This window comes from Pseudomonas sp. B26(2017), from assembly GCF_002113045.1.
In the GTDB taxonomy this organism is placed as follows: domain Bacteria; phylum Pseudomonadota; class Gammaproteobacteria; order Pseudomonadales; family Pseudomonadaceae; genus Aquipseudomonas.
In genome coordinates, this window is record NZ_NEJJ01000001.1 from 18,473 (window position 1) to 41,430 (window position 22,958).

General features: G+C 63.0%; 12 protein-coding genes. 9 read left to right on the forward strand and 3 right to left on the reverse strand.

What is annotated here, in order from left to right:
* Positions 1–27: 27 nt before the first annotated feature.
* Complete coding sequence (locus tag CAF79_RS00100; RefSeq protein ID WP_085695876.1) at positions 28–12,540, forward strand: filamentous haemagglutinin family protein; 12,513 nt, start codon at positions 28–30, stop codon at positions 12,538–12,540.
* A 50-nt stretch (positions 12,541–12,590) separates the two neighbouring features.
* Here the strand turns inward: CAF79_RS00100 and CAF79_RS00105 are convergent, their stop codons facing one another.
* The 3 genes from CAF79_RS00105 to CAF79_RS00115 form a co-directional block, all read right to left on the reverse strand.
* Positions 12,591–12,884 (reverse strand): type II toxin-antitoxin system RelE/ParE family toxin, encoded by a 294-nt coding sequence (locus CAF79_RS00105; RefSeq protein ID WP_323873466.1) that lies wholly within the window; start codon positions 12,882–12,884, stop codon positions 12,591–12,593.
* Positions 12,865–13,059, reverse strand: a complete 195-nt coding sequence (locus CAF79_RS00110; protein ID WP_085695878.1) for a stability determinant — start codon at positions 13,057–13,059, stop codon at positions 12,865–12,867. Before CAF79_RS00110 ends, CAF79_RS00105 begins: the two co-directional genes overlap by 20 nt.
* A gap of 253 nt (positions 13,060–13,312) precedes the next feature.
* Positions 13,313–14,260, reverse strand: coding sequence for a transporter (locus CAF79_RS00115; RefSeq protein ID WP_085695879.1), 948 nt, complete (start codon positions 14,258–14,260; stop codon positions 13,313–13,315).
* 211 nt (positions 14,261–14,471) lie between these two features.
* Between CAF79_RS00115 and CAF79_RS00120 the strand changes: the two genes are divergently transcribed.
* The 8 genes from CAF79_RS00120 to CAF79_RS00155 all read left to right on the forward strand — a co-directional run bounded on the left by CAF79_RS00120 (position 14,472) and on the right by CAF79_RS00155 (position 22,953).
* Positions 14,472–15,506, forward strand: coding sequence for an AraC family transcriptional regulator (locus tag CAF79_RS00120; protein ID WP_085695880.1), 1,035 nt, complete (start codon positions 14,472–14,474; stop codon positions 15,504–15,506).
* Positions 15,507–15,562: 56 nt separating this feature from the next.
* Positions 15,563–16,450 (forward strand): Dyp-type peroxidase, encoded by an 888-nt coding sequence (locus tag CAF79_RS00125; RefSeq protein WP_085695881.1) that lies wholly within the window; start codon positions 15,563–15,565, stop codon positions 16,448–16,450.
* A gap of 9 nt (positions 16,451–16,459) precedes the next feature.
* Positions 16,460–17,428 (forward strand): Gfo/Idh/MocA family protein, encoded by a 969-nt coding sequence (locus CAF79_RS00130; RefSeq protein WP_085695882.1) that lies wholly within the window; start codon positions 16,460–16,462, stop codon positions 17,426–17,428.
* Positions 17,429–17,647: 219 nt separating this feature from the next.
* Entirely contained in the window at positions 17,648–18,415 is a 768-nt protein-coding gene (locus CAF79_RS00135) for a GntR family transcriptional regulator (RefSeq protein WP_085695883.1), read from the forward strand.
* Positions 18,412–20,142, forward strand: a complete 1,731-nt coding sequence (locus CAF79_RS00140) for a fumarate reductase/succinate dehydrogenase flavoprotein subunit (protein WP_085695884.1) — start codon at positions 18,412–18,414, stop codon at positions 20,140–20,142. Before CAF79_RS00135 ends, CAF79_RS00140 begins: the two co-directional genes overlap by 4 nt.
* Positions 20,143–20,167: 25 nt before the next feature.
* Positions 20,168–20,413, forward strand: a complete 246-nt coding sequence (locus CAF79_RS00145) for a ferredoxin family protein (protein ID WP_003225615.1) — start codon at positions 20,168–20,170, stop codon at positions 20,411–20,413.
* Between the two features lie 237 nt (positions 20,414–20,650).
* Positions 20,651–22,054: an ABC transporter substrate-binding protein gene (locus CAF79_RS00150; RefSeq protein WP_085695885.1), complete on the forward strand. Its 1,404-nt coding sequence runs from the start codon at positions 20,651–20,653 to the stop codon at positions 22,052–22,054.
* A 125-nt stretch (positions 22,055–22,179) separates the two neighbouring features.
* Positions 22,180–22,953, forward strand: coding sequence for an ABC transporter permease (locus CAF79_RS00155; protein ID WP_085695886.1), 774 nt, complete (start codon positions 22,180–22,182; stop codon positions 22,951–22,953).
* The last annotated feature ends 5 nt before the right edge of the window (positions 22,954–22,958 follow it).

The following is a 22,958-nucleotide window of genomic DNA, read 5'->3' on the forward strand; positions in this document are numbered from 1 at the left end:
GTGGCAAACAAAAAGGATCTCGCAGTGATGCTCGCTCGCCCATCCCGTCGCAGTACCCGTGTCCAGCTCTCGCAGCGTATGGCCGCCGATCCGGCGCTGTGGTTGCTCAAGCCCTTGGCGCAGGCGGTTGCCTTGTGCCTGGTGGCGGGCAGTGCCGAGGCGGCGACTGCGTTCAGTTCGGGATGGTTTGCCGCCAAGGGCGCCGCGCAACAGGCTGCCGCGTCACGCCCGAGCGTGGGCGGATTGCCGGGCATGACCCCACCGTTGGCCCAGCAGCAAAAGGCCAATGCGCAGTTGCAGCGCTCGATTCAAACCCTGAACAACACGGTGGCCGCCATTGCTGCCCAACAGGCGGCGCAGGCCGCCGGGCGTGCGGCGGCGCTGGGCACGGTGCAGTGGGTGCCTGACGGTCTGGGCGAGGGCGGGCTGAAGGTCGATAACAGCCTGACGCAAGGTTGGCAGAACGCCAAAGGCCCGCAGCAGACTCAGGTCGATGGCAAGACCACGGTGACGATCGAACAGACCGCCGACAAGGCGATTCTCAACTGGGAGACGTTCAACGTCGGGCGCAACACCACGGTCGATTTCGCCCAGCAGTCGAACTGGGCCGTGCTCAACCGGGTCAACGATCCGAATGCCCGGGCCAGCCAGATTCAGGGCCAGATCAAAGGCAATGGCACGGTGATGCTGATCAACCGCAACGGCATCGTGTTCAGCGGCACCAGCCAGGTCAACGTACGCAACCTGGTGGCCGCAGCGGCCAACATCACGGACATTCAGTTCCGCGACCGGGGCCTGTATTTCGACAGCACCGGCAGTCAGCCGACGTTTACCGAGGCGGCCGGCAAAGTGCTGGTGGAGCGCGGTGCGTCCATCGAGACGGCGCGGCCAGCCAAATCGACCGATGCCGGCGGCTATGCCTTGCTGCTCGGCAGCGAGGTGCAGAACGACGGCAGCATCAACACCACCAAGGGCCAGACCGTGCTCGGCGCGGGCGATCGTTTTTACATTCGCAAAGGCTCGGGTACTGAAGGCAATGCTTTCTCCACGACGTTCGGCAACGAAGTCACACCGGGCTTCAAGACCGGCAGCGCGGCTGGCAAGGTCAGTAACAATGGCCTGATTCAGGCCGCAACCGGCGACATCACCCTGACCGGCCACCAGGTCGTGCAAAACGGCGTGTTGCTGGCCAGCACCTCGGTCGCCACTCGCGGCACGATCCATTTGCTCAACCCGGCCACCGACACTCAGGGCAGCGTGACGCTGGGGCAGGGCAGTGCGACGGCGATCCTGCTCGACAGCAGCGACCTGACCGCCCTCGACAGTCAGCACCAGGCCGCCCTGACCGGCGTTACGCCCAACAACAAAATTCGCGGCGATCAGTCACGTATCGAGATCCAGAGCGGTGGCAGCGTCGAGTTCCAGAATGGCTCGATCACCCTGGCCACCGGCGGGCAGGTTGCGGTGGCGGCGCAGCGTCGCAGCCTGGTGCGTGACGGCGCGCTGATCGATGTTTCCGGTGCCATCGGCGTCAAGGTCGCGATGGAATCCAACAGCATCAAGATCAACGTCCAGGGTAATGAGCAGCGCGATGCGTCGGTCAATCGCGAGAAGGGTGCGCTCAACAGCAATGACATCTGGGTCGATGTGCGTGAACTGGTGTACGTCCCGGCCGGCACCAATGGTTACGCGACGGATCGCTGGTACACCGCTGGCGGTTTGCTGGAGGTCGGCGGTTACCTCGGCACCCAGGGCCACAGCGTCGGCGAATGGATGGCTCAGGGCGGGATGGTGAGTTTTGCCGGCAATGACGTGGTCACCGAGAAGGGATCGTTGATCAACCTCTCCGGCGGCACGCTGGATGTTCAAAGTGGCGAGATTCGCCAGAGCTGGCTGCGCGGTGCCGACGGGCGCCTGTATGAGGTCTCCAAAGCGCCGGGGGATCTGCTCTACACCGGGCTGTACAAGGGCTATGAAGACAGCAGCCAGCGCTGGGGTCAGACGAATTACTACTACAACCCGTTGATTGCGCCGGCCAGCCGTCAGGAGTCCGGCTACACCGTGGGGCGCGATGCCGGGCAACTGGTGATCGGCACCCGCAACGCCGTGCTCGACGGCCAGATGCTCGGCGAGGTTTATCAGGGCGACCGCCAGACCCAGGCACCGCGTGCCGTACTCGATGGCTATGCGCAGAGCCAGACGGCGCTGGCGCGGCGCGGGCAATTGATTGTCGGCAGTTATGACCCGGCGTATGTGGCGGCCTCCGGTGGCTTGCTCTATGGCCTCAATCCGTTGCTCGATCAGGTGCAGATCGGCGGCGAGCGCCCGGTCGCCGGCAATGATCGGGATCTGACCGGTGCCGTATCGGATGCGCGCAACGGCAAGCTGTTTGTCGATGCCGGGCAACTCAGCGACTGGCAACTGGGCGCGCTGAAAGTGGCAGCCAAGGAGCGGATCGACGTGCAAGGCGCGGTCACGCTCGCCAATGGCGGCGACATCACCCTTTACGGGCCGGACGTACAGGTCAACGCCGACGTGACCGCCCGGGGCGGCAGCCTGCATCTGGGCAACGTGCTCAATCAGCTCAGCACCGATCGCCTCACCGACACTCGACTCGTCGCACCGACCGGCAAGGCCACCCGCGTGAGCGTGGCTGAAGGCGTGCAACTGGACACTCGCGGTCTGTGGAGCAACCTGCGCACCAACCCGGACGATGCCGCGAGCCTGGCGTATTTGGACGGTGGGTCGGTGTCGATTCGCAGCAGCGGCGATATCGAGATCGGTGCCGGCAGCCTGCTGGACGTGTCGTCCGGCGGCGCGATTCTGGCCAACGGCAAGACCCGCGGTGGCAAGGGCGGCGACCTGACACTGGAGTCCAGCGCCTTGTCCGCGCCAGGTGACACCCACCTGACCCTTGACGGGCAACTGCGGGGTTACGGTGTGTCCGGCGGCGGCCGCTTGCTGATTCAGGCGGGCGACATCCTCATCGGGCAGGCTGATAAACCCCTCGCCGACAACACATTGCAACTGCAACCGGATCTGTTCGACAAAGGCTTCTCTGCCTACAGCCTGATCGGCCTCAATCGCCTCGATGTAGCGGACAACACCCTTATTGACGTGTTGATGCCGGTCTACCGTTTTGGTGACGCGGCAGCGAATCATGTAAGCGGCACGGCGCCACGGCAGGCACTCGAACTCTGGACGCCCACGCTCTACCAGGAAAACCCGCTCAAGGCGCAACTGACCCAGCGCGCCGGCGCCAGCCTGACCCTGCAGGCCGGTTCCAGCGAGATTGCGCTGGTGGACCCGACTCGCAACACGTTGAGCCTGGGCCAGGGCTCGCGGATCAGTGTCGATCCGGGGCAGCGCATCAATCTGCGCAGCGCCGGTCAGCTCACGCTCGATGGCGAGTTGAATGCCTGGGGCGGCACGATCGATATCCGTCAGCAGCAATTCGGTTCGATCAATGTCGCCGATTCCTCGCAGACGGCAGACAAGCAAACCCACAACCGTTCGATCTGGATTGGCGAGCACGCGGTGCTGGATGTGGCCGGTCGCGTGGCCACCGGCATCGATGCGCTGGGGCGGGTGTATGGCCAGGTCGGCAAGGGCGGCTCGATCGTCATTGGCGGTGAAACCGATGCGAAGAAAGCCACGGCCACGTCGGCCGACGCTTATGTGATCGTGCGAAACGGTGCGCGCCTGGACGCCTCCGGCGCACAGGCGATGCTGGATATCGCCGGGCAGGGGCCAACGCTGGTTGCCACTGATGGCGGGCGCATTTCGCTGAGTTCCTACAACGGCCTGTTCATCGAAGGCGACCTGCGTGCCGCAGCCGGTGGTGCCGGGGCGGCGGGCGGTCGACTGGACATCGCACTGGAGACGCCGAGTTATCTGCGCAGCGATGCGAGCAACGCTGTTCGTGTGCCGCGCGAAATCGTCATCGGCCAGGACGCCGGCCCGTCGCTCTTGCCGGCCAGTCTGCAAGCGGGTGACGCCGCCCCTGCGTTGCAATATGGTCGCGCCCGTCTGGGGGCCGATCAGTTGATGGCCGGCGGCTTCGACAACCTGAGCGTGCTGAGCAACGGTCTGCTGTCGTTCGACGGCAACGTCGATCTGCACATGAATCAAAGCCTGAGCCTGTATGCCGGGGCCTTGTCGCTGGCGGATGGCTCGCCAGAAAGCGCGCGGATCAATCTGTCTGCGTCTTACGTTCGCCTGTCGGGGCCGGGCAAATATTTCGAGGCCCCCGGCAATATCCGGCCGCGAGTGTTGAACAATCCGACCCACGCCGTGGCACCGTCACAGTTCACTGCCACGGCGGATCTGCTGGATCTGGGCAACAGTCTGTCGTTCGGCACGGCCGGGTCAATCGTGCAGCTCAGCGGTCCGGCGCTCGAGGTCGGGCGGCGTGGTTTTGAACAGGTCACGCTCGATAGCCGAGGTGATCTGCGCTTTCTGGCACCCACCGGCAACGTCGAGAAAACCGAACTCTGGACACCGGGCGACCTGAATCTGCGTGCCGCGCAGATCTATCCCGCCAGCGATGTCACCGCCGAGGTGCGCGTGGGGTATCAGAGTGTCCAGCGTGGCGCCAACCCGGCGCGGACCCTGCGAATCAGCCGTTCCGTGGCCGCGCCTGCGGCGTTGCCTTACTCGGTCTTCGGCAGCCTGACGCTGGCCGCCGGCCATATCGAGCAGGGCGGGGTGATCCGTGCGCCGCTGGGCATGATCAATCTGGGTGACAACCTGGTTCTCGATACTCAGGCATTGCATCTGTTGCCAGGCAGCATCACCTCGGCCAGCGCCGCCGGACTGGTCATGCCTTATGGCGGCACCACCGACGGCATCGACTATCGCTACAACGACAAGTCCGTGCTGCTTCGAGGGATCACCGCCGAAACCGCTGGCGTGACGCTTACCTCGCAATATGTCGATGTGCAAAGCGGCGCGTTGATCGATCTTTCGGGCGGCGGCGATTTGCGCGGTGCCGGTTTCGTTTCCGGCCGTGGCGGTTCCACCGATGCCCGCTACAACCCGCTGGTGCGCAACGCCAGTGACGGCACTTTCAGTCTGCCGGGGCTGGCCAGCAACCCGGTGTACGCCATCGTGCCGGGGAATCAGAGTGCCTATGCGCCGATGCTCGCCGAGGCGGGGGCGGTCGACCCGCGTATCGGCCAGCAGATCACTCTCGGGGCCGGCGTGCCGGGGCTGGCGGCGGGCACCTATACGCTGCTGCCTTCTACTTTTGCGCTGTTGCCGGGGGCTTTCCGGGTCGAGGTCAATGGCCAGGCGGCAGCGGGTGCGACCAACGCTGCGCTGCCACTGCGCAATGGTTCGTGGACCAGTTCGGGGCGGATGTCGATTGCCAATACCGGCCTGCGTGACAGCCTGGCGAGCCAGGTCATCCTGACATCCGCCGATGTGCTGCGCCGTTACTCGCAATACAACGAAACCTCGTTCAGTCAGTTCATCCAGAGCGATGCGACGCGCCGGGGCGTGCCTCGGGCATTGGCGCCCATGGACGGCAAATCCTTGAGACTGAATCTGTCCCGTGGCGCCGCAGCGGGTAACGCGCTGGATTTCAATGGTCAGGCGCTGTTTAAGCCCGCCACGGGCGGCGTCGTCGGGACGGCGGTGGTGAACGGCGCGGCGAACTTCGAAATTCTCGGCGCGGGGCATTCGGGCACTGAGGGTTTTGCGGGGGTGTCGCTGTATGCCGACAGCCTCAACGCGCTAAACGCTGGCCGATTGACCATCGGCGCGCAACCGACGATCGACTACAACACGTCGGGCAACATCATCGCGTTCAGCGGTGATACTTCAACGATCACCCTGCGTGAAGGCGCTGTGTTATCGGCGCCCGAAGTGCTGTTGCGCACCACCCGGACCGATGGCGGTATCAGTATCGAGGCCGGTTCGGGCATCAACACGCTGGGGCGTGGCAACGCGCCTTACGATTCCAGCACCGGCTTCATCTACAAACCGGGTGCGGCGGGGTTGCTGGTGGTGTCGAACGGCTGGACCAATGTGCTCGCGCCCGAAGTCTCGGTCAGGACATCCGGCTCGGGCGACATCCGCATCGGCAACTGCCCGACGACAGCCTGTAACAACCCGACAGTGCTCTATTCCAATGGCAGCATTACCGCCGCCACCGACAGGCAGTTCGAACTCGACGAGTCGGTGCGCTTCGGCACCCGTCATCTGACGCTGGCCGTGGGCTCCGTCAACGCCGGCAGTGCCGAGGCCTTGAGCGCCGCCGGCAACCGGGTGCCGACCGGTCTGACCCTGAACCAGAATGTCTTGAACCGCCTGTTGCGGGGCGATACCCAGTACGGCGCGCCGACGCTGGAATCCTTGAGCCTGACCAGCCGCGACGCGTTCAATTTCTACGGCAACGTCAGCCTCGATACGCGGGATCCGCAGACCGGCGTCGGCAAACTGCAAAACCTGATACTGAGCACCCCGGCCATTTACGGCCTGGGTGAAAGCGGCGACGTGGCGTCCATTCGCACCGCCAACCTGATCTGGAACGGTGCAACTCAGGATCCGGGTGCGGTGATCACGGATGGTGCCGGCACGGGCCGGGGCGCGTTCAATATTGAGGCGCAACGCATCGAGTTCGGCTACGGCCCCAATCCGCAGGCCAGTGGTCTGGACCAGAACAAACGTCTGGTGTTGGGTTTTGCCGACGTCAATCTCGCAGCCAGTGATCGCATCACCGCCAACCACAAGGGCAGCCTGGCGGTGTACCAGACGCAGGGTGCTTTCGATCCGGTCAACGGTTATGCCTATAGCGGCGGCAATCTCACGCTGCGTACGCCGTTGCTGACGGGAGAGTCGGGCTCGGTCAACCGGCTCAAGGCCGGTAACAACCTGACCCTGACGGGGGGCGGTGCAGCGACAGCCGCCAACGCCCTGGGAGCGGAACTGACCCTCGATGCTCGCAGTGTCTTGCTGGACAGTCGCATCGCTCTGGCTAGCGGCAAACTGGTGGTCAAGTCCGAGGGCGATCTGACCCTCACCCGTGGCGCGTATCTGGACATGGCCGGTCGTACCTTGCCGTTCAACGATGTGAACAAGTACAGCTGGGGCGGCGACGTGGCGCTGTACAGTAGCCAGGGCAACATTCGTCAGGCGGCGGGTTCGCGTATCGATCTGTCGGCGCAGAACAATCAGGCCGGTAACCTGAGTGCGGTCGCCCTGGCCGCCGATGCCGGCATGGTCGATCTGCAAGGCGATATCCTCGGTGCCAGCAGCGGTTATTACGATGCCGGCGGCACGCTTGTGCCGTACAAGGCCGGTGGTGTGGATATCCGCGCGCAGCACCTGAACGGTGATGCGAGCCAGCAGTTCGCGGCGCTCAATCAGCGCTTGAATGCGGGGCAGGTCTTCGGCAGCCGCAGCTTGCAGCTCAAGCAAGGCGATCTGTTGATCGGCGACGGGCTCATGGCGGGGGAGGTCAATGTGTCGGTGGACAACGGCCATCTGACGGTGGCCGGTCTGATCGATGCCAGCGGCGAGCGGGTCGGCAGTATTCGCCTGTCGGCGCAAAACGGCCTGACCCTGGCGGGCAATGCCGTGCTTGATGCCCATGGTCGCGTGCTGCGGGTCGACAGCTACGGCAAGATCATCGATGCACCGAACCGGGCAATGGTCGAACTCAACTCCGGACAAGGTGTGCTGACCCTCGGCGCTGGCGCGCGCATCGACGTGCGCCATGGCACCGAAGCGGTTCGCGGTTCACTGCCGGGGCAGTCCGATGGACTGCTGCGCGGCACGCTTGAGCTGAATGCGCCGCGTCTGGGGGCGGATGACATTGCCATCGATGCCGGCGGCGCGCTGAGCATTCAGGGTGCGCGCTCGATTGGTCTCAACGCCACGCGCCGCTATACCGATGCCAGTGACGGCACGGACCCGGCGGCCAGCGGACGTCCGTATCAGGTGATCGATCAGGCTTATCTTGATCGCCTTCACGGCGACAGCACGGCGTTCATCGACGCGGCGCTGGCCAACAGTCATTTGCTGAACAACAAACTGGCCGGTCTGAACAACGCCACGTACGCCGACGCCTTCCATCTGCGGCCCGGTGTCGAGATCGCCAGCAAAACCGCCGACGGTGATCTGGTGGTGCAGGGTGATGTGGACTTGTCCGGTTATCGCTATGCCAGCCTGAATCCGCATACGCAAAAGACTTCGGTATACGGCTCGGGCGAGGCCGGTAACCTGGTGATTCGCGCCGGCGGTAACCTTGATATCCACGGCAGTCTCAACGACGGTTTCGCGCCGCCACCGGAGACCGTGGACGACTCTGGCTGGAAATTGCTGCCGGGGATTCAGCCGTTCGGTGGCGATCTGATCGTGCCGGGGGCGGGCGTTACCTTGGCGGACGGCACGGTATTTCCGGTGGGCGCCACGTTGAACTACGACCTCCCGTTGCAAGCGACGACGCTGGCCAGCGGCACGCTGTTGCCCACCGAGGCGACACTGGCGGCGCCGTACACATTCGGCGCCGGCACGGTGCTCGCCGGTTCGGTGCGCGATGCCTCGGGCAATCTGCTGTATGCCGCCGGTACGCTGCTCGCCGACAGCGTGACCTTGCCGGCGGGCAGCCGGTTGGGAGCGGGGATCCGTTTAAACGAGGCAACCGCGCTGCAAGCCCTGCGCTGGCCCAAGGGCGTGCCGCTGCCGGGCAGCGTCGAGGCTGGTGACAACGGAATCAAGGGCGTGCGCCTGAGCGGTTCTCTGGCTCTGTTGCGCGGCTCGCTGATACCGTCGATGACGAATGTCGTGCTGGCTGACGGTACGTCGTTCATCGAGTTGCGACCCTTGACCGGCACGACCCAGGGGCGCAACTGGGCGGTTGCCAGCATGTTGCCGGCGGGCAGCGCGTCCTGGTCGATGCGCGTGGTGGCGGGGGCCGATCTGGGCGCTGCGGACAGTCGGGCGATCAAACCGGTGTCCAGCGATGGCAACCTGCGCTTGGCCGACACTCACTACGGCCTGACCGTCACCGAAAAACCACCGACCCTGGTCTGGGGCGAAGGTAACCTGGGCGGTTTCACGCCGGGCGAGCCTGTCCCCGAGGATCAAATGATGTGGTGCGACTGGGCGCCGAATTCCTGTGTGCCGGCGCCGCGTTGGGTCTGGGCACCGGACAACTGGATGGGGATGCCGCCCGGCTCGCCGATGACCGACGATGATGTACTCGCCTGGTGTGGCGCCTTCCCGGAACTGTGCGTGGAAAACAAACCGGGGACCACCGTCAAGACCCACACCCAGATGTTCAGCGTGCTGCGGACCGGCACCGGTGATCTGGACGTGCTCGCCGCCGGCCACCTGAGCATGGATTCGCCGTACGGCGTCTACACCGCTGGCACTCAATCGCCAGACATCGATCCGCGCTTCAATCAGCCTCGCGGAAAACTCTCGGACAACGGCTCGGTGCTGGGCAGTGCCGGCGGCGATTACGAAAAATGGGTCAGTGGCAGCGACAGCCTGTATCAGGCCTGGTACCCGCAAATGGGCGGCAACCTGACCATCAATGCCGGTGGCTCGATTTCGGGTGATGTACTGGGCCGTCGCGGCTTGTCGCAAACCATGGACACCCGTGAGCAAGTCCCGAGTGTGGCCGTGGGCAACTGGCTCTGGCGCCAGGGCACCGGCAACAGCGATGTGCCGACTGCGTGGTGGATCAACTTCGGCAGCTATGCGACGCAACCGTTGCCGGATCAAAGCGTTGATACGGGCCCGTATCTGGTCGGTTTTACCGGTTTCGGCACCTTGGGCGGCGGCAATATCAGCCTGCGTGCCGGGGGCGATGCCGGCATGCTCAAGGCGATGGGCGACGGTAACAAGGTCAATCTTTATCCGCGCGGGCAGGGGCTGGTCGTGGCGGTCGGCAGCACCGGTCGCGTGGGCAGCGACGGCAGCCTGCAATTGACCGGTGGCGGTGACATGGACATCCGCATCGGCGGATCGGTGAACCCGTCATTGCAGGCCCGGGCCGGAGAGAATGGCATCGGTGTGGCACAACACGACCTGCAAGGCGCGTTGATCAACCTGCGCGGTGCTGCGCGACTGGCCGGCGGCGCGTTGGGCGGGATCAATCTGCAATACGGCGCCGCAGCCTCGACCCAGGATCCTCGCGAAGTGCGTCCGTTTGACCCGTTCACGTCCACGATGGGCAGCGCCTCCGGCGGGCTGGTGCTGATTCCGGGGGATTCCGGGATGAGCCTAAGCACCCGTGGCGATCTGGTGTTGGGCGGGGCGGCGGATCCGGGCCGGGTGCGGCTGCAGAACTCCACACCGTTCACCACTGACGACGGTGTCGTCCACGAGGGCGGCGGTTTGACGGGCTTCTCGTTGTGGACTGACCACACCGCGATCGACCTGTTTTCGGCAGGGGGCAATCTGACGCCGAGTACGCAACTGGGCGAAGTCACCGGCCAGGGGCCTGTCACCGGGCGCAATACGTCGCCGACCGACGGGCGCTTCCTGTACCCGTCGATCCTGCGGGCGGTGGCGGCGCAAGGTTCGATTTATGCCGGACCTTCAGCGGTCTACAGCCAGGGCAGCGGAACAGTGCCGGCAACCGGGTATTCGCTGTTGCTGGCACCTTCCAGCACCGGGCAACTGGAGTTGCTGGCACACGACTCGATCTACGCCGGCGGCTATGCGATCAATCAGTCGGGCGCCAGTCCGCTGGCCATCGCCACGCCGTTCGCGCCAGCCTTCAACGGTTACGGCAACAACACGTCGGCCACGCCGATCATGAGCAACCGCAACAGCGACGGTATCGCGCCGGACAAGAACCTGCGTTATCCGTTGTTCGCTTTCGGCGCCAACAGTTACTCGGGCTTGAATGACGTCCAGACACCGGCGCGGTTTTATGCCTTGACCGGCGATCTGGTGGGCGTTCGCAGCGGTGAAACGCTGACGTTCAGCCTGTCGAAACGTACCTGGCACGAAGCGGCAGGCCCGGTCTGGATGCTGGCGGGGCGCGACATCGTGGCGTCGGGTACTTTCCTGGGCAATCCGACGACCGTGCCTGACGCCGAGATGGGCGTACCGACGACAGAAAGCATCACGTCGACCGGCAACCTGTTCGTGCATGACGATCCTCGGGATGTTTCGCGGGTCTCGGCAGGGCGTGACATCCTCTACAGCAGCTTCGATATCGCCGGCCCCGGCGTCCTCGATATCACTGCCGGGCGCAATATCCTGATGGAAGATCGTGCCAGCATCACCAGCCTCGGATCGCTGGTGGCGGGTGATCCGCGACCGGGTGCCAGTGTGGTGTTGCAGGCCGGTGCGGGCGCGCAGGGGCCGGATTACTCGCGGTTCATCGCCCGTTACCTGAACCCGCAGAACCTCGCCGACCCGAATGCTTCCCTCAACGGGCAACCGGGCAAAGTGGTCAAGACTTACCTCGACGAACTGCAGAGCTGGCTGACCCTCGGCTATGGCTTCAGCGGCAACGCCGAACAGGCGCAAGCGTTCTTCGCTGCGCTGCCCAGTGCCGAACAAGCGATCTTCGCCCGCCAGGTGTACTTCGCCGAATTGCGTGCTGGCGGTCTTGAGTACAACGATGTCGACGGCCCACGCAAAGGCAGTTATCTGCGGGGTCGCAACGCCATTGCTTCGCTGTTCCCGACCACCGATGTGGCCGGCAATCCGGTCCGTTATGACGGCGACATCACGCTTTATGGGGGCGCCGGGGTCAAGACGCTGTTCGGCGGTGACATCCAGATGCTCACGCCGGGTGGCGGTCAGGTGTTCGGCATCGAAGGCGCGGCGCCGCCCTCGACGGCGGGGATCATCACCCAGGGCTCGGGCAACATTCAGCTCTACTCCGAGGGCAGCATTTTGCTGGGGCAGAGCCGGATCATGACCACGTTTGGTGGCTCGATTCTGGGCTGGTCGGCCGAGGGCGACATCAACGCCGGTCGCGGCTCGAAAACCACCGTGGTCTACACGCCGCCGAAACGCGTGTACGACACCTGGGGCAACGTGACCCTGTCGCCATCGGTGCCGAGCACCGGCGCCGGCATCGCCACGCTCAACCCGATTGCCGAAGTGGCCCCGGGCGACATCGACCTGATTGCGCCGCTGGGCACCATCGATGCGGGCGAGGCGGGGATTCGCGTCTCGGGCAACGTCAACATCGCCGCGCTGACGGTGGTCAACGCCGCCAACATCTCGGTGCAGGGCAAGGCGACCGGCGTGCCGGTGGTCTCGGCGGTCAATACCGGGGCGATCACCTCGGCCAGTTCCGCTGCGTCGTCGGCCACCCAGGCGGCGGAAGACGTCGCCCGTCAGCAACAGGCCGCGTCACGACAGAACCAGGCCTCGGTGTTCACCGTGCAGGTGTTGAGCTTCGGCAACGAACAACTGGCCCCAAGCCGCGATGGCGCCAGCCGTGCACCGACACCGGGCTACAACCCCAACAGCCCGGTGCAGGTGCTGGGCGCCGGAGCCCTGGATGAACAGGCGAAACAGCAGTTGACCGAGGAGGAGCGGGGGCAGCTGACGTTGTAAAAGGACTCTCGTGCAGTACGCTTCGGGCGGCCATTTGGCCGCCCTTTTTTTTAGGTTGATGAGGTTCGTGGGTATTGTCGTCGGGTGTGGACTAACGTCAGTATTTTGATGTGCCCGTTCACTCGATAGACCAGCAGATAGTTTGGATTGACCACCATTTCCCGAGTGCCTGGCACTCGACCGGACCGGTAACCATAGGGAATTGATGAAAGCCTTTGCGTCGCTGCACCAACCTTGTGCTGCAGAGCCGTTGAAGCGTTTGAGTTGTATTGTTCAACGTAGTCGATAATGCCAGCCAGATCGTCCAGAGCTTGATTGCTCCATTCAAGCGGCAGCGGGTCGATTCTTGCGTTTCTCTTCTAATAGTTGGTCGAGCCGCACCATGGCTTCTTTATGGGGAATGCCCGGGCGAGGGTCATCCAGTACAGCCTGCACCTTGGCGCGAAACCAACGATCGTAGCTCTCTGCCTCTTCTTCGGATTCAAAGTCAGAATAAAACGGGGAATGCAATATGCTCATAGTGATCTCCGTGTTCAATCTCGGCAGTTTAAGGGGGAATGGCCCATTGTCGTCACTGGCAGACGATGCACCCCATGAGCCCTTGAGGAACCATGAGGTAGCGGGACTCAGTATCTGCAAGCCCCCCTTTGAAATCTGCCGGACGTTTCCCTCCGTTGTCCGGCAATCTCGACCACCGCTGTAGGCCTATTCCCACCCTCTGTTTTTCAGGTTTCCAGCCTACAAATCCGTGTGCGCCTTCCTACAAATGCACTCAGAACGCATAGGGAATACTCACCTTCGCCCACAACATTTCCCCCTCCGGCCGGTTCTCTACGTCGAATTCCTTGGCCCAGCGAATCTCCGCGCTGGCGTACTTGAGGAAGGTGAAGTGCAGCGCGGGACCTATGGCGAAGACTTTGCCGCGCACACCGTCATCAACGTCCTGACCGGCGAACTGCACGGTGTGGCCGAACTGTTTGTCGTCGGTGGTCTGCTTGAGGTAGTAGCCGTTGATGCCGAGCATCAGGTCATCGGTGATCTTGTAGCTGGCCGAGTAATCGAAGTGGAAGATCTGCCCGGACTTGTAGTCGGTGTCCTTGTTCTTTTCGTTGAAGCTGTAGGTGGTTTTCATCGACACCTCGGTGCGTTCTGTCGGCAACCAGGTGAAGGAGAACAGCGGTTTGTAGGTGTAGAAGTTGTTGCTGGTGTTGGCCAGCCGATCGACGCTGTATTCGCCGGTGGGTAAGGTGATTTCAACGGCTGCGCCGAGGGTCAGGTTCTTGCCCATGTCCCACAGGATGATCGGCGCGATAGTGGTATCGCCCATGCCTTCGCGGGTGTCGCTGAGGCCGAATACCGAAACCTCCTGCTTGAGCCACGGCTGGGCGATGTAGCCGGCCAGGCGTCCGCCGAAGATCCGCACCGGGCTGAGGTAATCGAGGCGCGGGATGACCGCGGTGGATTCGATCTCGACATTCGGCACTTTGCCGCCGAGTGAGCTGATATTGAGCTTCGTCGATTTGTAGTGGTTGTAGTAGAGGTTGAAGGCGACCATGTTCTCCGGAAGGCTGTCGACTTCCAGCGGCAACATGAAGAAGCCGTCGGTTCCGGGGCCGATGTTGTCGACGCCGGCTTCGGTAGCCAGCGCCGGCAGGGTCGCGGCGCAGCCAAGCAGGCTCAGCGCCAGTTGCACAGGGAAAGTCGCGCGGTTCGGGGTCATGGCCGTCCTCATTATTATTGTGTTTGGGCGCAACGCCGGCGCGCAGGGCGCCTGGCCACTATAGAAATAAGCCCTTGGCGCACGCCGGGGCAGGGTATTGGCGGACACGGAAGGGGGCTTCTGCGGACAGTCGGTCAACCCTGTGCTAACTTCCTTCGACATAACCGGTTACAAAAATAACAATTCAACGTGATCCGGAATGTCAGCCCCCATGAACGTAAAACTCCAAGACCCCACCTTCGATCTGGCGCTGGTGTCGCCATTTCTGTTGCAGACCCTGGCCGAAGTCGTCGCCGGCAAGGGCATCGAGCCGCAGAGCCTGTGCCGTGGCCTGGGTTTTGATTTCGAAGACCTGCAGGATCCGGCACAGCGGATTTCCTACCGGCAGGCCGTGGCCATGATCCAGCGGGCGCTGAAGGTGTTACCCAATCAGGGGCTGGGCCTGTGGGTCGGCGCGCAGAATGTGCTGGGTACGCTGGGGCTGCTCGGGCATGTGCTGTCGCTGTGCAAGACTTTGCGCGACGCGTTCGAAATCGGGGTTCGGCATCAGCACACGTCCGGCGGGATTGTGGTTTCCAGCGTCGATGTGGTGGGTGATCAGGTGTATGTCGACGTTGAATGCCGGTTGCCGTTTGCCGAGGTGCAGGTGTTCGCGGTCGAAGAGTTTTTCGCCAGCCTGCTGGTCTACGGCCGGGCGCTGGTGGGCGAGACGTTCAAGCCGATTGCCGTGCAATTCATGCACGCCGCGCCGGATTACGTCGATGAATACCGGCGGCTGCTGGGGCCGGACGTGCGCTTCGGCTGCCTGCACAATCGCATGCTGATCGACGTGCAGTGGCTGGATGTGAATTTGCCCAACCACCATTCGCTGGCGCTGCGTCAGGCGGTCAAGTTGCTGGAACTGGAAGCGGCGCAGGTTCATCAGAAACTTGATCTGATCCAGGCAGTAGAGCGGGCGATTGCCCGGGACCTGAGCCGGGGCAGCCACATTGAAAAGATCGCTGGCGACTTGAATATGAGCAGCCGTACTTTGCGTCGGCGGCTGACCGAGCACTCTCTGACTTTCGAGGCACTCCTGGAGCAAGTGCGCCAGGCGCGAACCATGAGCCTGCTGGCCAATCCCGACATGCCGATCGAACGCATCACCGAGGAGGTCGGCTATAGCGACGTGCGCAGTTTTCGGCGGGCGTTCAAACGCTGGACGGGGAAAAGTCCGAGTGCGTGGCGCAGCGAGTGCGTCATCTGATCCCACACAAATCTTCCGCCTACAGTTAAACTCCGCGCTCTTTCCAAGGAGTCGACATGAGTTACTACCAGCCGGGCATCCTCGCCACCCCAGTTCCGCCGCAAGCACGTCACCTGTTTTTCGCCCTCGAGTCGGTTGAAGCGCTGCCGCAGGCGATCGACAACCTGCTGAATCTGGTGGACGGCAAGTCGGCGGTGGTCGGTTTCGGTGAATCCCTGGCCAAGGCTCTGAATGTGAAGATCGACGGCCTGCGCAGCTTCCCGGCGCTGACCGGCGTCGGCGTGGAAAACCCGTCGACCCAGCACGCCCTGTGGGTCTGGCTGCACGGCGTCGACCGTGGCGAACTGCTCAACCGCAGCACCGCACTTGAGGCCGCACTGGCCCCGGCACTGCGTCTGGTGCAGATGCAGGAAACCTTCCGCCACAAGGACGGCCATGACCTCACCGGTTATGAAGACGGCACTGAAAACCCGCACGACGAAGCCGCCATCGCCGCCGCACTGCTAAGTGAAGGTGCGGACGGTCTGGTGGGTGGCAGTTTCGCCGCGATCCAGCAATGGCAGCACGACCTCAAGGGTTTCCATGCGCTGTCCGCCGAAGACAAGGACAACATCATGGGCCGTCGCCTGAGCGACAACGAAGAGATCGACGACGCCCCGGTGTCCGCCCACGTCAAGCGCACCGCCCAGGAAAGCTTCGCCCCGGAAGCCTTCGTCTTGCGCCGTTCGATGCCGTGGATCGAAGGCGACCGTGCCGGGCTGATGTTCCTCGCGTTCGGTTTCTCCCTTGACGCGTTCGAAGCGCAACTGCGCCGCATGAGCGGTCTGGAGGACGGCATCACTGACGGCCTGTATCGCATCAGCCGGCCGATCACCGGCGGCTACTACTGGTGTCCGCCGCTGCAAAACGGTCACCTCGACTTGCGCGCACTGCGCATTGGCTGAGGCACAAGAATGAAGGTGGTGCGTTGGGGCATGATCGGTTGCGGCAGCGTCGCCGAACGCAAGAGCGGGCCGGCCTTTTACAAGGCGCCCGGCTCGGCGTTGGTGGCGGTGATGGGGCGACGCCTCGAAGCCGTGACCGATTACGCCGCGCGCCACGGCATCGCCCGGACCTGCACCGACGTCGATGCCCTGATCAACGACCCTGAAGTGGACGCGGTGTACATCGCCACACCCCCCGACAGCCATCACGCCTACAGCCTGAAAGTCGCCGCCGCCGGCAAGCATTGTTGCGTAGAAAAACCCATGGCCCTCAATGCCGGGCAAAGCCGTGAGATGCAGCAGGTGTTCGCCGAGGCCGGTCTGCACCTGTTCGTCTCCTATTACCGCCGTTCGTTGCCGCGATTCCAGCAGGTTCGGCAATGGCTGGAGCAGGGGCGGATCGGCGAGGTGCGGCACCTGAGCTGGACGTTGACCAAAGCGCCTTCACCGAAGGATCTGGACGGCAGCGCGAACTGGCGCACCGATCCAACGGTGGCGGGTGGCGGGTATTTTGCGGATCTGGCCAGCCATGGGTTCGACCTGTTCCAGTATCTGCTCGGTGACATCGTGGAAGTCGCAGGTTTCACGGCGCGTCAGGCCGGGCTGTACGCGGCGGAAGATGCGGTCAGCGCCAGTTGGCGATTCGCCTCGGGCGCATTGGGCATGGGCTGCTGGAGCTTTGTTGCGGATCGGCGCGAGGATCGGGTCGAGATTATCGGCAGCCAAGGGCGGATCGGTTTTTCGGTGTTCGACGAGCATCCGGTCGAGCTGCATGCCGACGAAGACATCAGCCTGGAAATCCCCCATCACGAGCACATCCAGTGGCACCACGTACTCGGAATGAACGCGCAGATTCGCGGTGAGTCGCAGCACCCGGCAGTCGCCGCCGAAGCGCTGAAGACCGATTGGGTCATGGATCAGATTCTCAAGCGCCAGTAATTTCCCAGACCACACCGTCCCCCCTGTGGGAGCGAGCTTGCTCGCGATAGCGTCCTGTCAGTCAATAACTTGGGTGACTGATACACCTCTATCGCGAGCAAGCTCGCTCCCACAGGGGATGGTGTCGCGCATCTAACCTTATGCTCATTCGGTATTTCTCAAGCTTGTCATAACGTCTCTAAGATCACGTCATAACTCGTTATAACAAGTGATCCCGTGATGACCGATAACGCTCTCTCCTCAAGCCCGCTCTCCTTATCAAGTGTCCCGCTGCACACCCAACTGCGCGACGTGCTGCGCGCCCGCATTCTCGACGGCGAATACCCGCAAGACAGCCAGATGCCGTCCGAAAGCGAGCTCGGCACGCTGTTCAAGGTCAGCCGCATCACCGTGCGTCAGGCCCTGGGCGATCTGCAGAAGGAAGGGCTGATCTTCAAGATCCACGGCAAAGGCACCTTCGTCGCCAAACCCAAGACTTTTCAAAACGTCAGCACCTTGCAAGGCCTCGCCGAGTCCATGACCGGCCGTGGCTACGAGGTGATCAACCGCCTGCGCAGCTTCAAATTCATCGCCGCCGACAAACGGGTCGCCGAGCGCTTGCAGGTCGCCGAAGGCGAAATCGTCGCCCAGATCAAACGCGTACGGCTGATCAACCGCGAGCCGATCTCGCTGGAAATCACCTATCTGCCCAAAGCCATAGGCGAGCGGTTGGAGAAGGCCGATCTGGTGACCCGCGACATCTTCCTGATCCTGGAAAACGACTGCGGCATTGCCCTCGGCCATGCCGATCTGGCCATCGACGCGGTGCTGGCCGATAGCGACCTGACCCAGGCGCTGAACGTCGAGGCCGGCTCGCCGATCATGCGCATCGAGCGTCTGACCCACGACGCTCATGGCCAACCGCTGGACTTCGAACACCTTTACTACCGTGGCGATGCGTTCCAGTACCGCCTGCGGATCGACCGGCAAAAAGGGGAGCAGGCATGAGTCGAACGACACTCGAACAGGAATACGACATCGTCGTGATCGGCGGCGGCACCGCTGGCCCGATGGCCGCGATCAAGGCCAAGGAAAAGAACAAGGACCTGCGCGTGCTGTTGGTGGACAAGGCCAACGTCAAGCGCAGCGGCGCCATCAGCATGGGCATGGACGGCTTGAACAACGCGATCATCCCCGGCCACTCGACGCCCGAGCAGTACACCAAGGAAATCACCATCGCCAACGACGGGATCGTCAACCAGGCGGCGGTGTATGCCTACGCCACCCACAGTTTCGAAACCATCGAGCAGCTCGACCGCTGGGGCGTGAAGTTCGAGAAGGACGAAACCGGTGATTACGCGGTGAAGAAAGTCCACCACATGGGCGCCTACGTGCTACCGATGCCGGAAGGGCACGACATCAAGAAGGTTCTTTATCGCCAGTTGAAACGGGCGCGAGTGAACATCACCAATCGCCTTGTCTGCACCCGTTTGCTGACCGACGAGGAGGGCGCCGTCAACGGCGTGATGGGCTTCGACTGCCGTACCGCCGACTTCCATGTGATCAAGGCCAAGGCTGTGATCCTTGCTTGCGGCGCGGCCGGGCGTCTCGGTCTGCCGTCCTCGGGTTACCTGATGGGCACCTACGAAAACCCGACCAACGCCGGCGACGGTTATGCGATGGCCTATCACGCCGGCGCCGAACTGGCGAACCTGGAGTGCTTCCAGATCAACCCATTGATCAAGGATTACAACGGCCCGGCCTGCGCCTACGTCACCGGCCCGCTCGGCGGTTATACCGCCAACAACAAGGGCGAACGCTTCATCGAGTGCGACTACTGGAGCGGGCAGATGATGTGGGAGTTCCACCAGGAACTGGAAAGTGGCAACGGCCCGGTGTTCCTCAAGCTCGATCACCTGGCCGAAGAAACCATCCAGAACATCGAGGAAATCCTGCACAGCAACGAGCGCCCGAGTCGCGGCCAGTTCCACGCCAATCGCGGCACCGACTACCGCACGCAGATGGTCGAGATGCACATCTCGGAAATCGGTTTTTGCAGCGGCCACTCGGCGTCCGGCGTGTGGGTCAACGAGCGCGCCGAAACCTCGGTGAAAGGTTTGTACTCGGCCGGTGACATGGCCGCCGTGCCGCACAACTACATGCTGGGCGCGTTCACCTACGGCTGGTTCGCGGGCAACAACGCGGCGGAATTTGTCGCCGGGCGCGAGTTCTCCGCGCTGGATGCCGAGCAGATCGCGAAGGAAAAGGCCCGGGTCTACGCACCGCTGGACCGCGAGCACGGCCTGCCGCCGGCCCAGGTCGAGTACAAGCTGCGGCGCTTCGTCAACGACTACCTGCAACCGCCGAAAGTGACCAGGAAGATGGAAATCGGCCTGCAACGCTTCAGCGACATCGAACGCGATCTCAACGAGATGAAGGCCAACAACGCCCACGAACTGATGCGTGCGATGGAAACCAGCGTGATCCGCGACTGCGCCGAAATGGCCGCCCGCGCCTCGCTGTTCCGTGCCGAAAGCCGCTGGGGCCTGTACCACTACCGCGTCGATCACCCACAACGGGATGACCGCGAATGGTTCTGCCACTGCCACCTGAAGAAAGGCGAAGACGGGCGCATGACCAGTTTCAAGAAAGCCGTCGAGCCTTACATCATCCCGCTCGATGCCGAGGAAATGCAGGCCTACGACCGCCTTCGGGTTGGCGCTTTCGCCGCTTGAGGCATCACCAGAGAGAGTCCGAACCATGGCCTATCAAGCCCAGGAAATCTTCTTCCGCTCCAATGCCCCCGTCACCGTGGACGAGGACAAATGCATCGCCGAAAAGGGCTGCACCGTGTGCGTCGACGTCTGCCCGATGGACCTGCTGGCGATCAACCCGGCCACGCAAAAGGCCTACATGGCGTTCGATGAATGCTGGTACTGCATGCCGTGCGAAAAGGACTGCCCGACCGGTGCCGTCAAAGTGGACATCCCTTACTTACTGCGTTGACCGGTCGTCCGCTATCGCGAGCAAGCTCGCTCCCACAGTGGATAGAAGTCAGCCGCAAATAATGAGTAAACCGACGATCATGTGGGAGCGAGCTTGCTCGCGAAGATGCCCGCACAGACAGTCCCAAAGCCATCCGTAAACCCCGGACGCTGGATTCACCAAACACCCCTCGTTTCCCACCGCGCCCTGATCGCGGCGGAGACGAACATCCTGAAAATGATTCGAGGGGATTCAACCATGTTGCGTGCAGCAATCGCCGGTCTGGTACTGGCTTCGTTCACCTTGTCGGCCTCGGCCGAAACCATCCGCATTGCCATCGGCACCCAGGACACCACCATCAACTGCGCCGCTGGCGGGCTGTTGATTCGTGAACTGGGCCTGCTCGACAAATACCTGCCTCACGACGGTGCCTACAAAGACGCCAAGTACGACGTGCAGTGGAAGAACTTCACCAGCGGCGCACCGCTGACCAATGAAATGGTCGCCGGCAAACTCGACTTCGGCGCCATGGCTGATTTCCCGGGTGCCTTCAACGGCGTGGCGTTTGAAACTGCCGGCAAACACAGCCTGTTCATCAGCGTGCTGTCGGGCAGCATCAAGGGCAGCGGCAACGGGATCGTGGTGTCGAGCGCGTCCGGCGTGCAGTCGCTGAGCGAGCTCAAGGGCAAGACCATTTCCGTGCCGTTCGCCTCCACCGCCCACGGCATGTTGCTGCGCGCCGTGGCAGAGCAGGGCTGGGATCCGCTGAAAGATGTGAACATCATCGCCCAGCCGCCGGAGGTCGCAGGTTCCGCGTTGCAGGCCGGCAAGATTGACGCACACGCCGACTTCGTACCGTTCGCCGAACTGTTCCCGAGCCGTGGCTTCGCCCGCAAGATCTACGACGGCGCCCAGGCCAATGCGCCAACCTTCCACGGTGCACTGGTGGATCAGGCCTACGCGAAAAAGTACCCGGAAATCGTCGTCGCTTACCTGCGCGCCAGCATCGAGGCCAATCAACTGCTGGCCGCCGAGCCCGAGAAGTACAGCGAACTGATCGCCAGGGTCACCGGCGTCGATGCCGAGGTCAATTATCTGTTCCACGGCCCGCTCGGCGTGCAGACCCGCGACCTGAGCTGGAAGCCGGAATACCGCCAGGCTGTGGGCACCGCGATCGACACGCTGAAGTTGCTGAAGAAGGCCGATCGCGGGCTCGATCTGAACACCTTTATCGACGATCAGTACATCCGTGCGGCGTTCAAGGCCTCGAATCTGGATTACACGGCACAACTGGACAATTACGCGCAGACGCCATTGAAGTCTGTCGATGCGGCGACTGAAAAAACCATCAGCGATTTCAGCCATGTCGCGGAAATCTGGGTGCGGGGTGAGGACAAGGTCCGGCGCTATGCCTCGGCAGAAGAGGCGTTTACCGCACTGGCGGGACTGAAGTCGGAAGGCAAGAGCATCCGGGCGGTGTATGCGCAGGCAAGTGACAGCGGGATCAAATTGCTGGCGGAGCAGGCGTGGTTTGCCAGTGATGCGAAAGGGCGGTTGAGCGCGTTTTTGCTCAAAGGCCAGGCCCAGCAATTTGCCTCCGCTCAGGGCGGGAAAGTCTTTGATTTCACCGACGCCACGACCCAGGCCGTTGCCACCCGTTAACTCAAGCGAAGATCGTTCCCACGCTCTGCGTGGGAATGCATCCCGTGACGCTCTGCGTCACAGTGGACGCGGAGCGTCCATGGCGGCATTACCACGCAGAGCGTGGGAACGATCAGAGGTGATATATGTTTTCACGCTGGATCCCCCGAGCCGCCTCACTGCTGCTCTGCCTGCTCTTCTGGCAACTCGCCGCCAGCCATCACTGGAACCTCGGCCTCGTCACCTTCGCCAACGTCCCGACCCCGTTGGCCGTGATCGAAGCCGCCCTCGGCCTCGGCGACTCCGGCAAGCTCATTCAGCACCTGAGCGCCAGCCTCGGCCGGGTCTTCGCGGGCTACCTCGCGGCAATGGTGGCCGGCGTCGCCCTGGGCCTGGCCATCGGCCGTTCCAGGTGGGCCGAAGACCTGCTGCTACCACCCCTGGAAGTGCTGCGCCCGATCCCCGCCGTCGCCTGGATTCCACTGGCGATCCTGATGTTCCCGTCGTCTGAACTGTCGATGGTGTTCATCACCTTCACCGGCGCGCTGTTCCCGATCCTGCTCAACACCGTGCACGGCGTCGAAGGCGTCGACCCGCGCCTGATCGCCTCGGCCAAAAGCCTTGGCGCCGCGCGCCGGGCGATCCTGCTGGAAGTGATTCTGCCGGGCGCCGCGCCTAGCATCATCACCGGCCTCGCCATCGGCATGGGCACCTCGTGGTTCTGTCTGGTGACTGCCGAAATGATCTTCGGCCAGTTCGGCATCGGTTACTACACCTGGGAGTCCTACACCATTCAGAACTACGCCGACATCGTGGTCGGCATGTTGCTGATCGGCGTGTTGGGCATGGGCAGCAGCCTGCTGATCAAACGCCTGGGCGGGCTGTTCACGCCCTGGCATCGACCACGAGGAAAAGCCTGATGAGC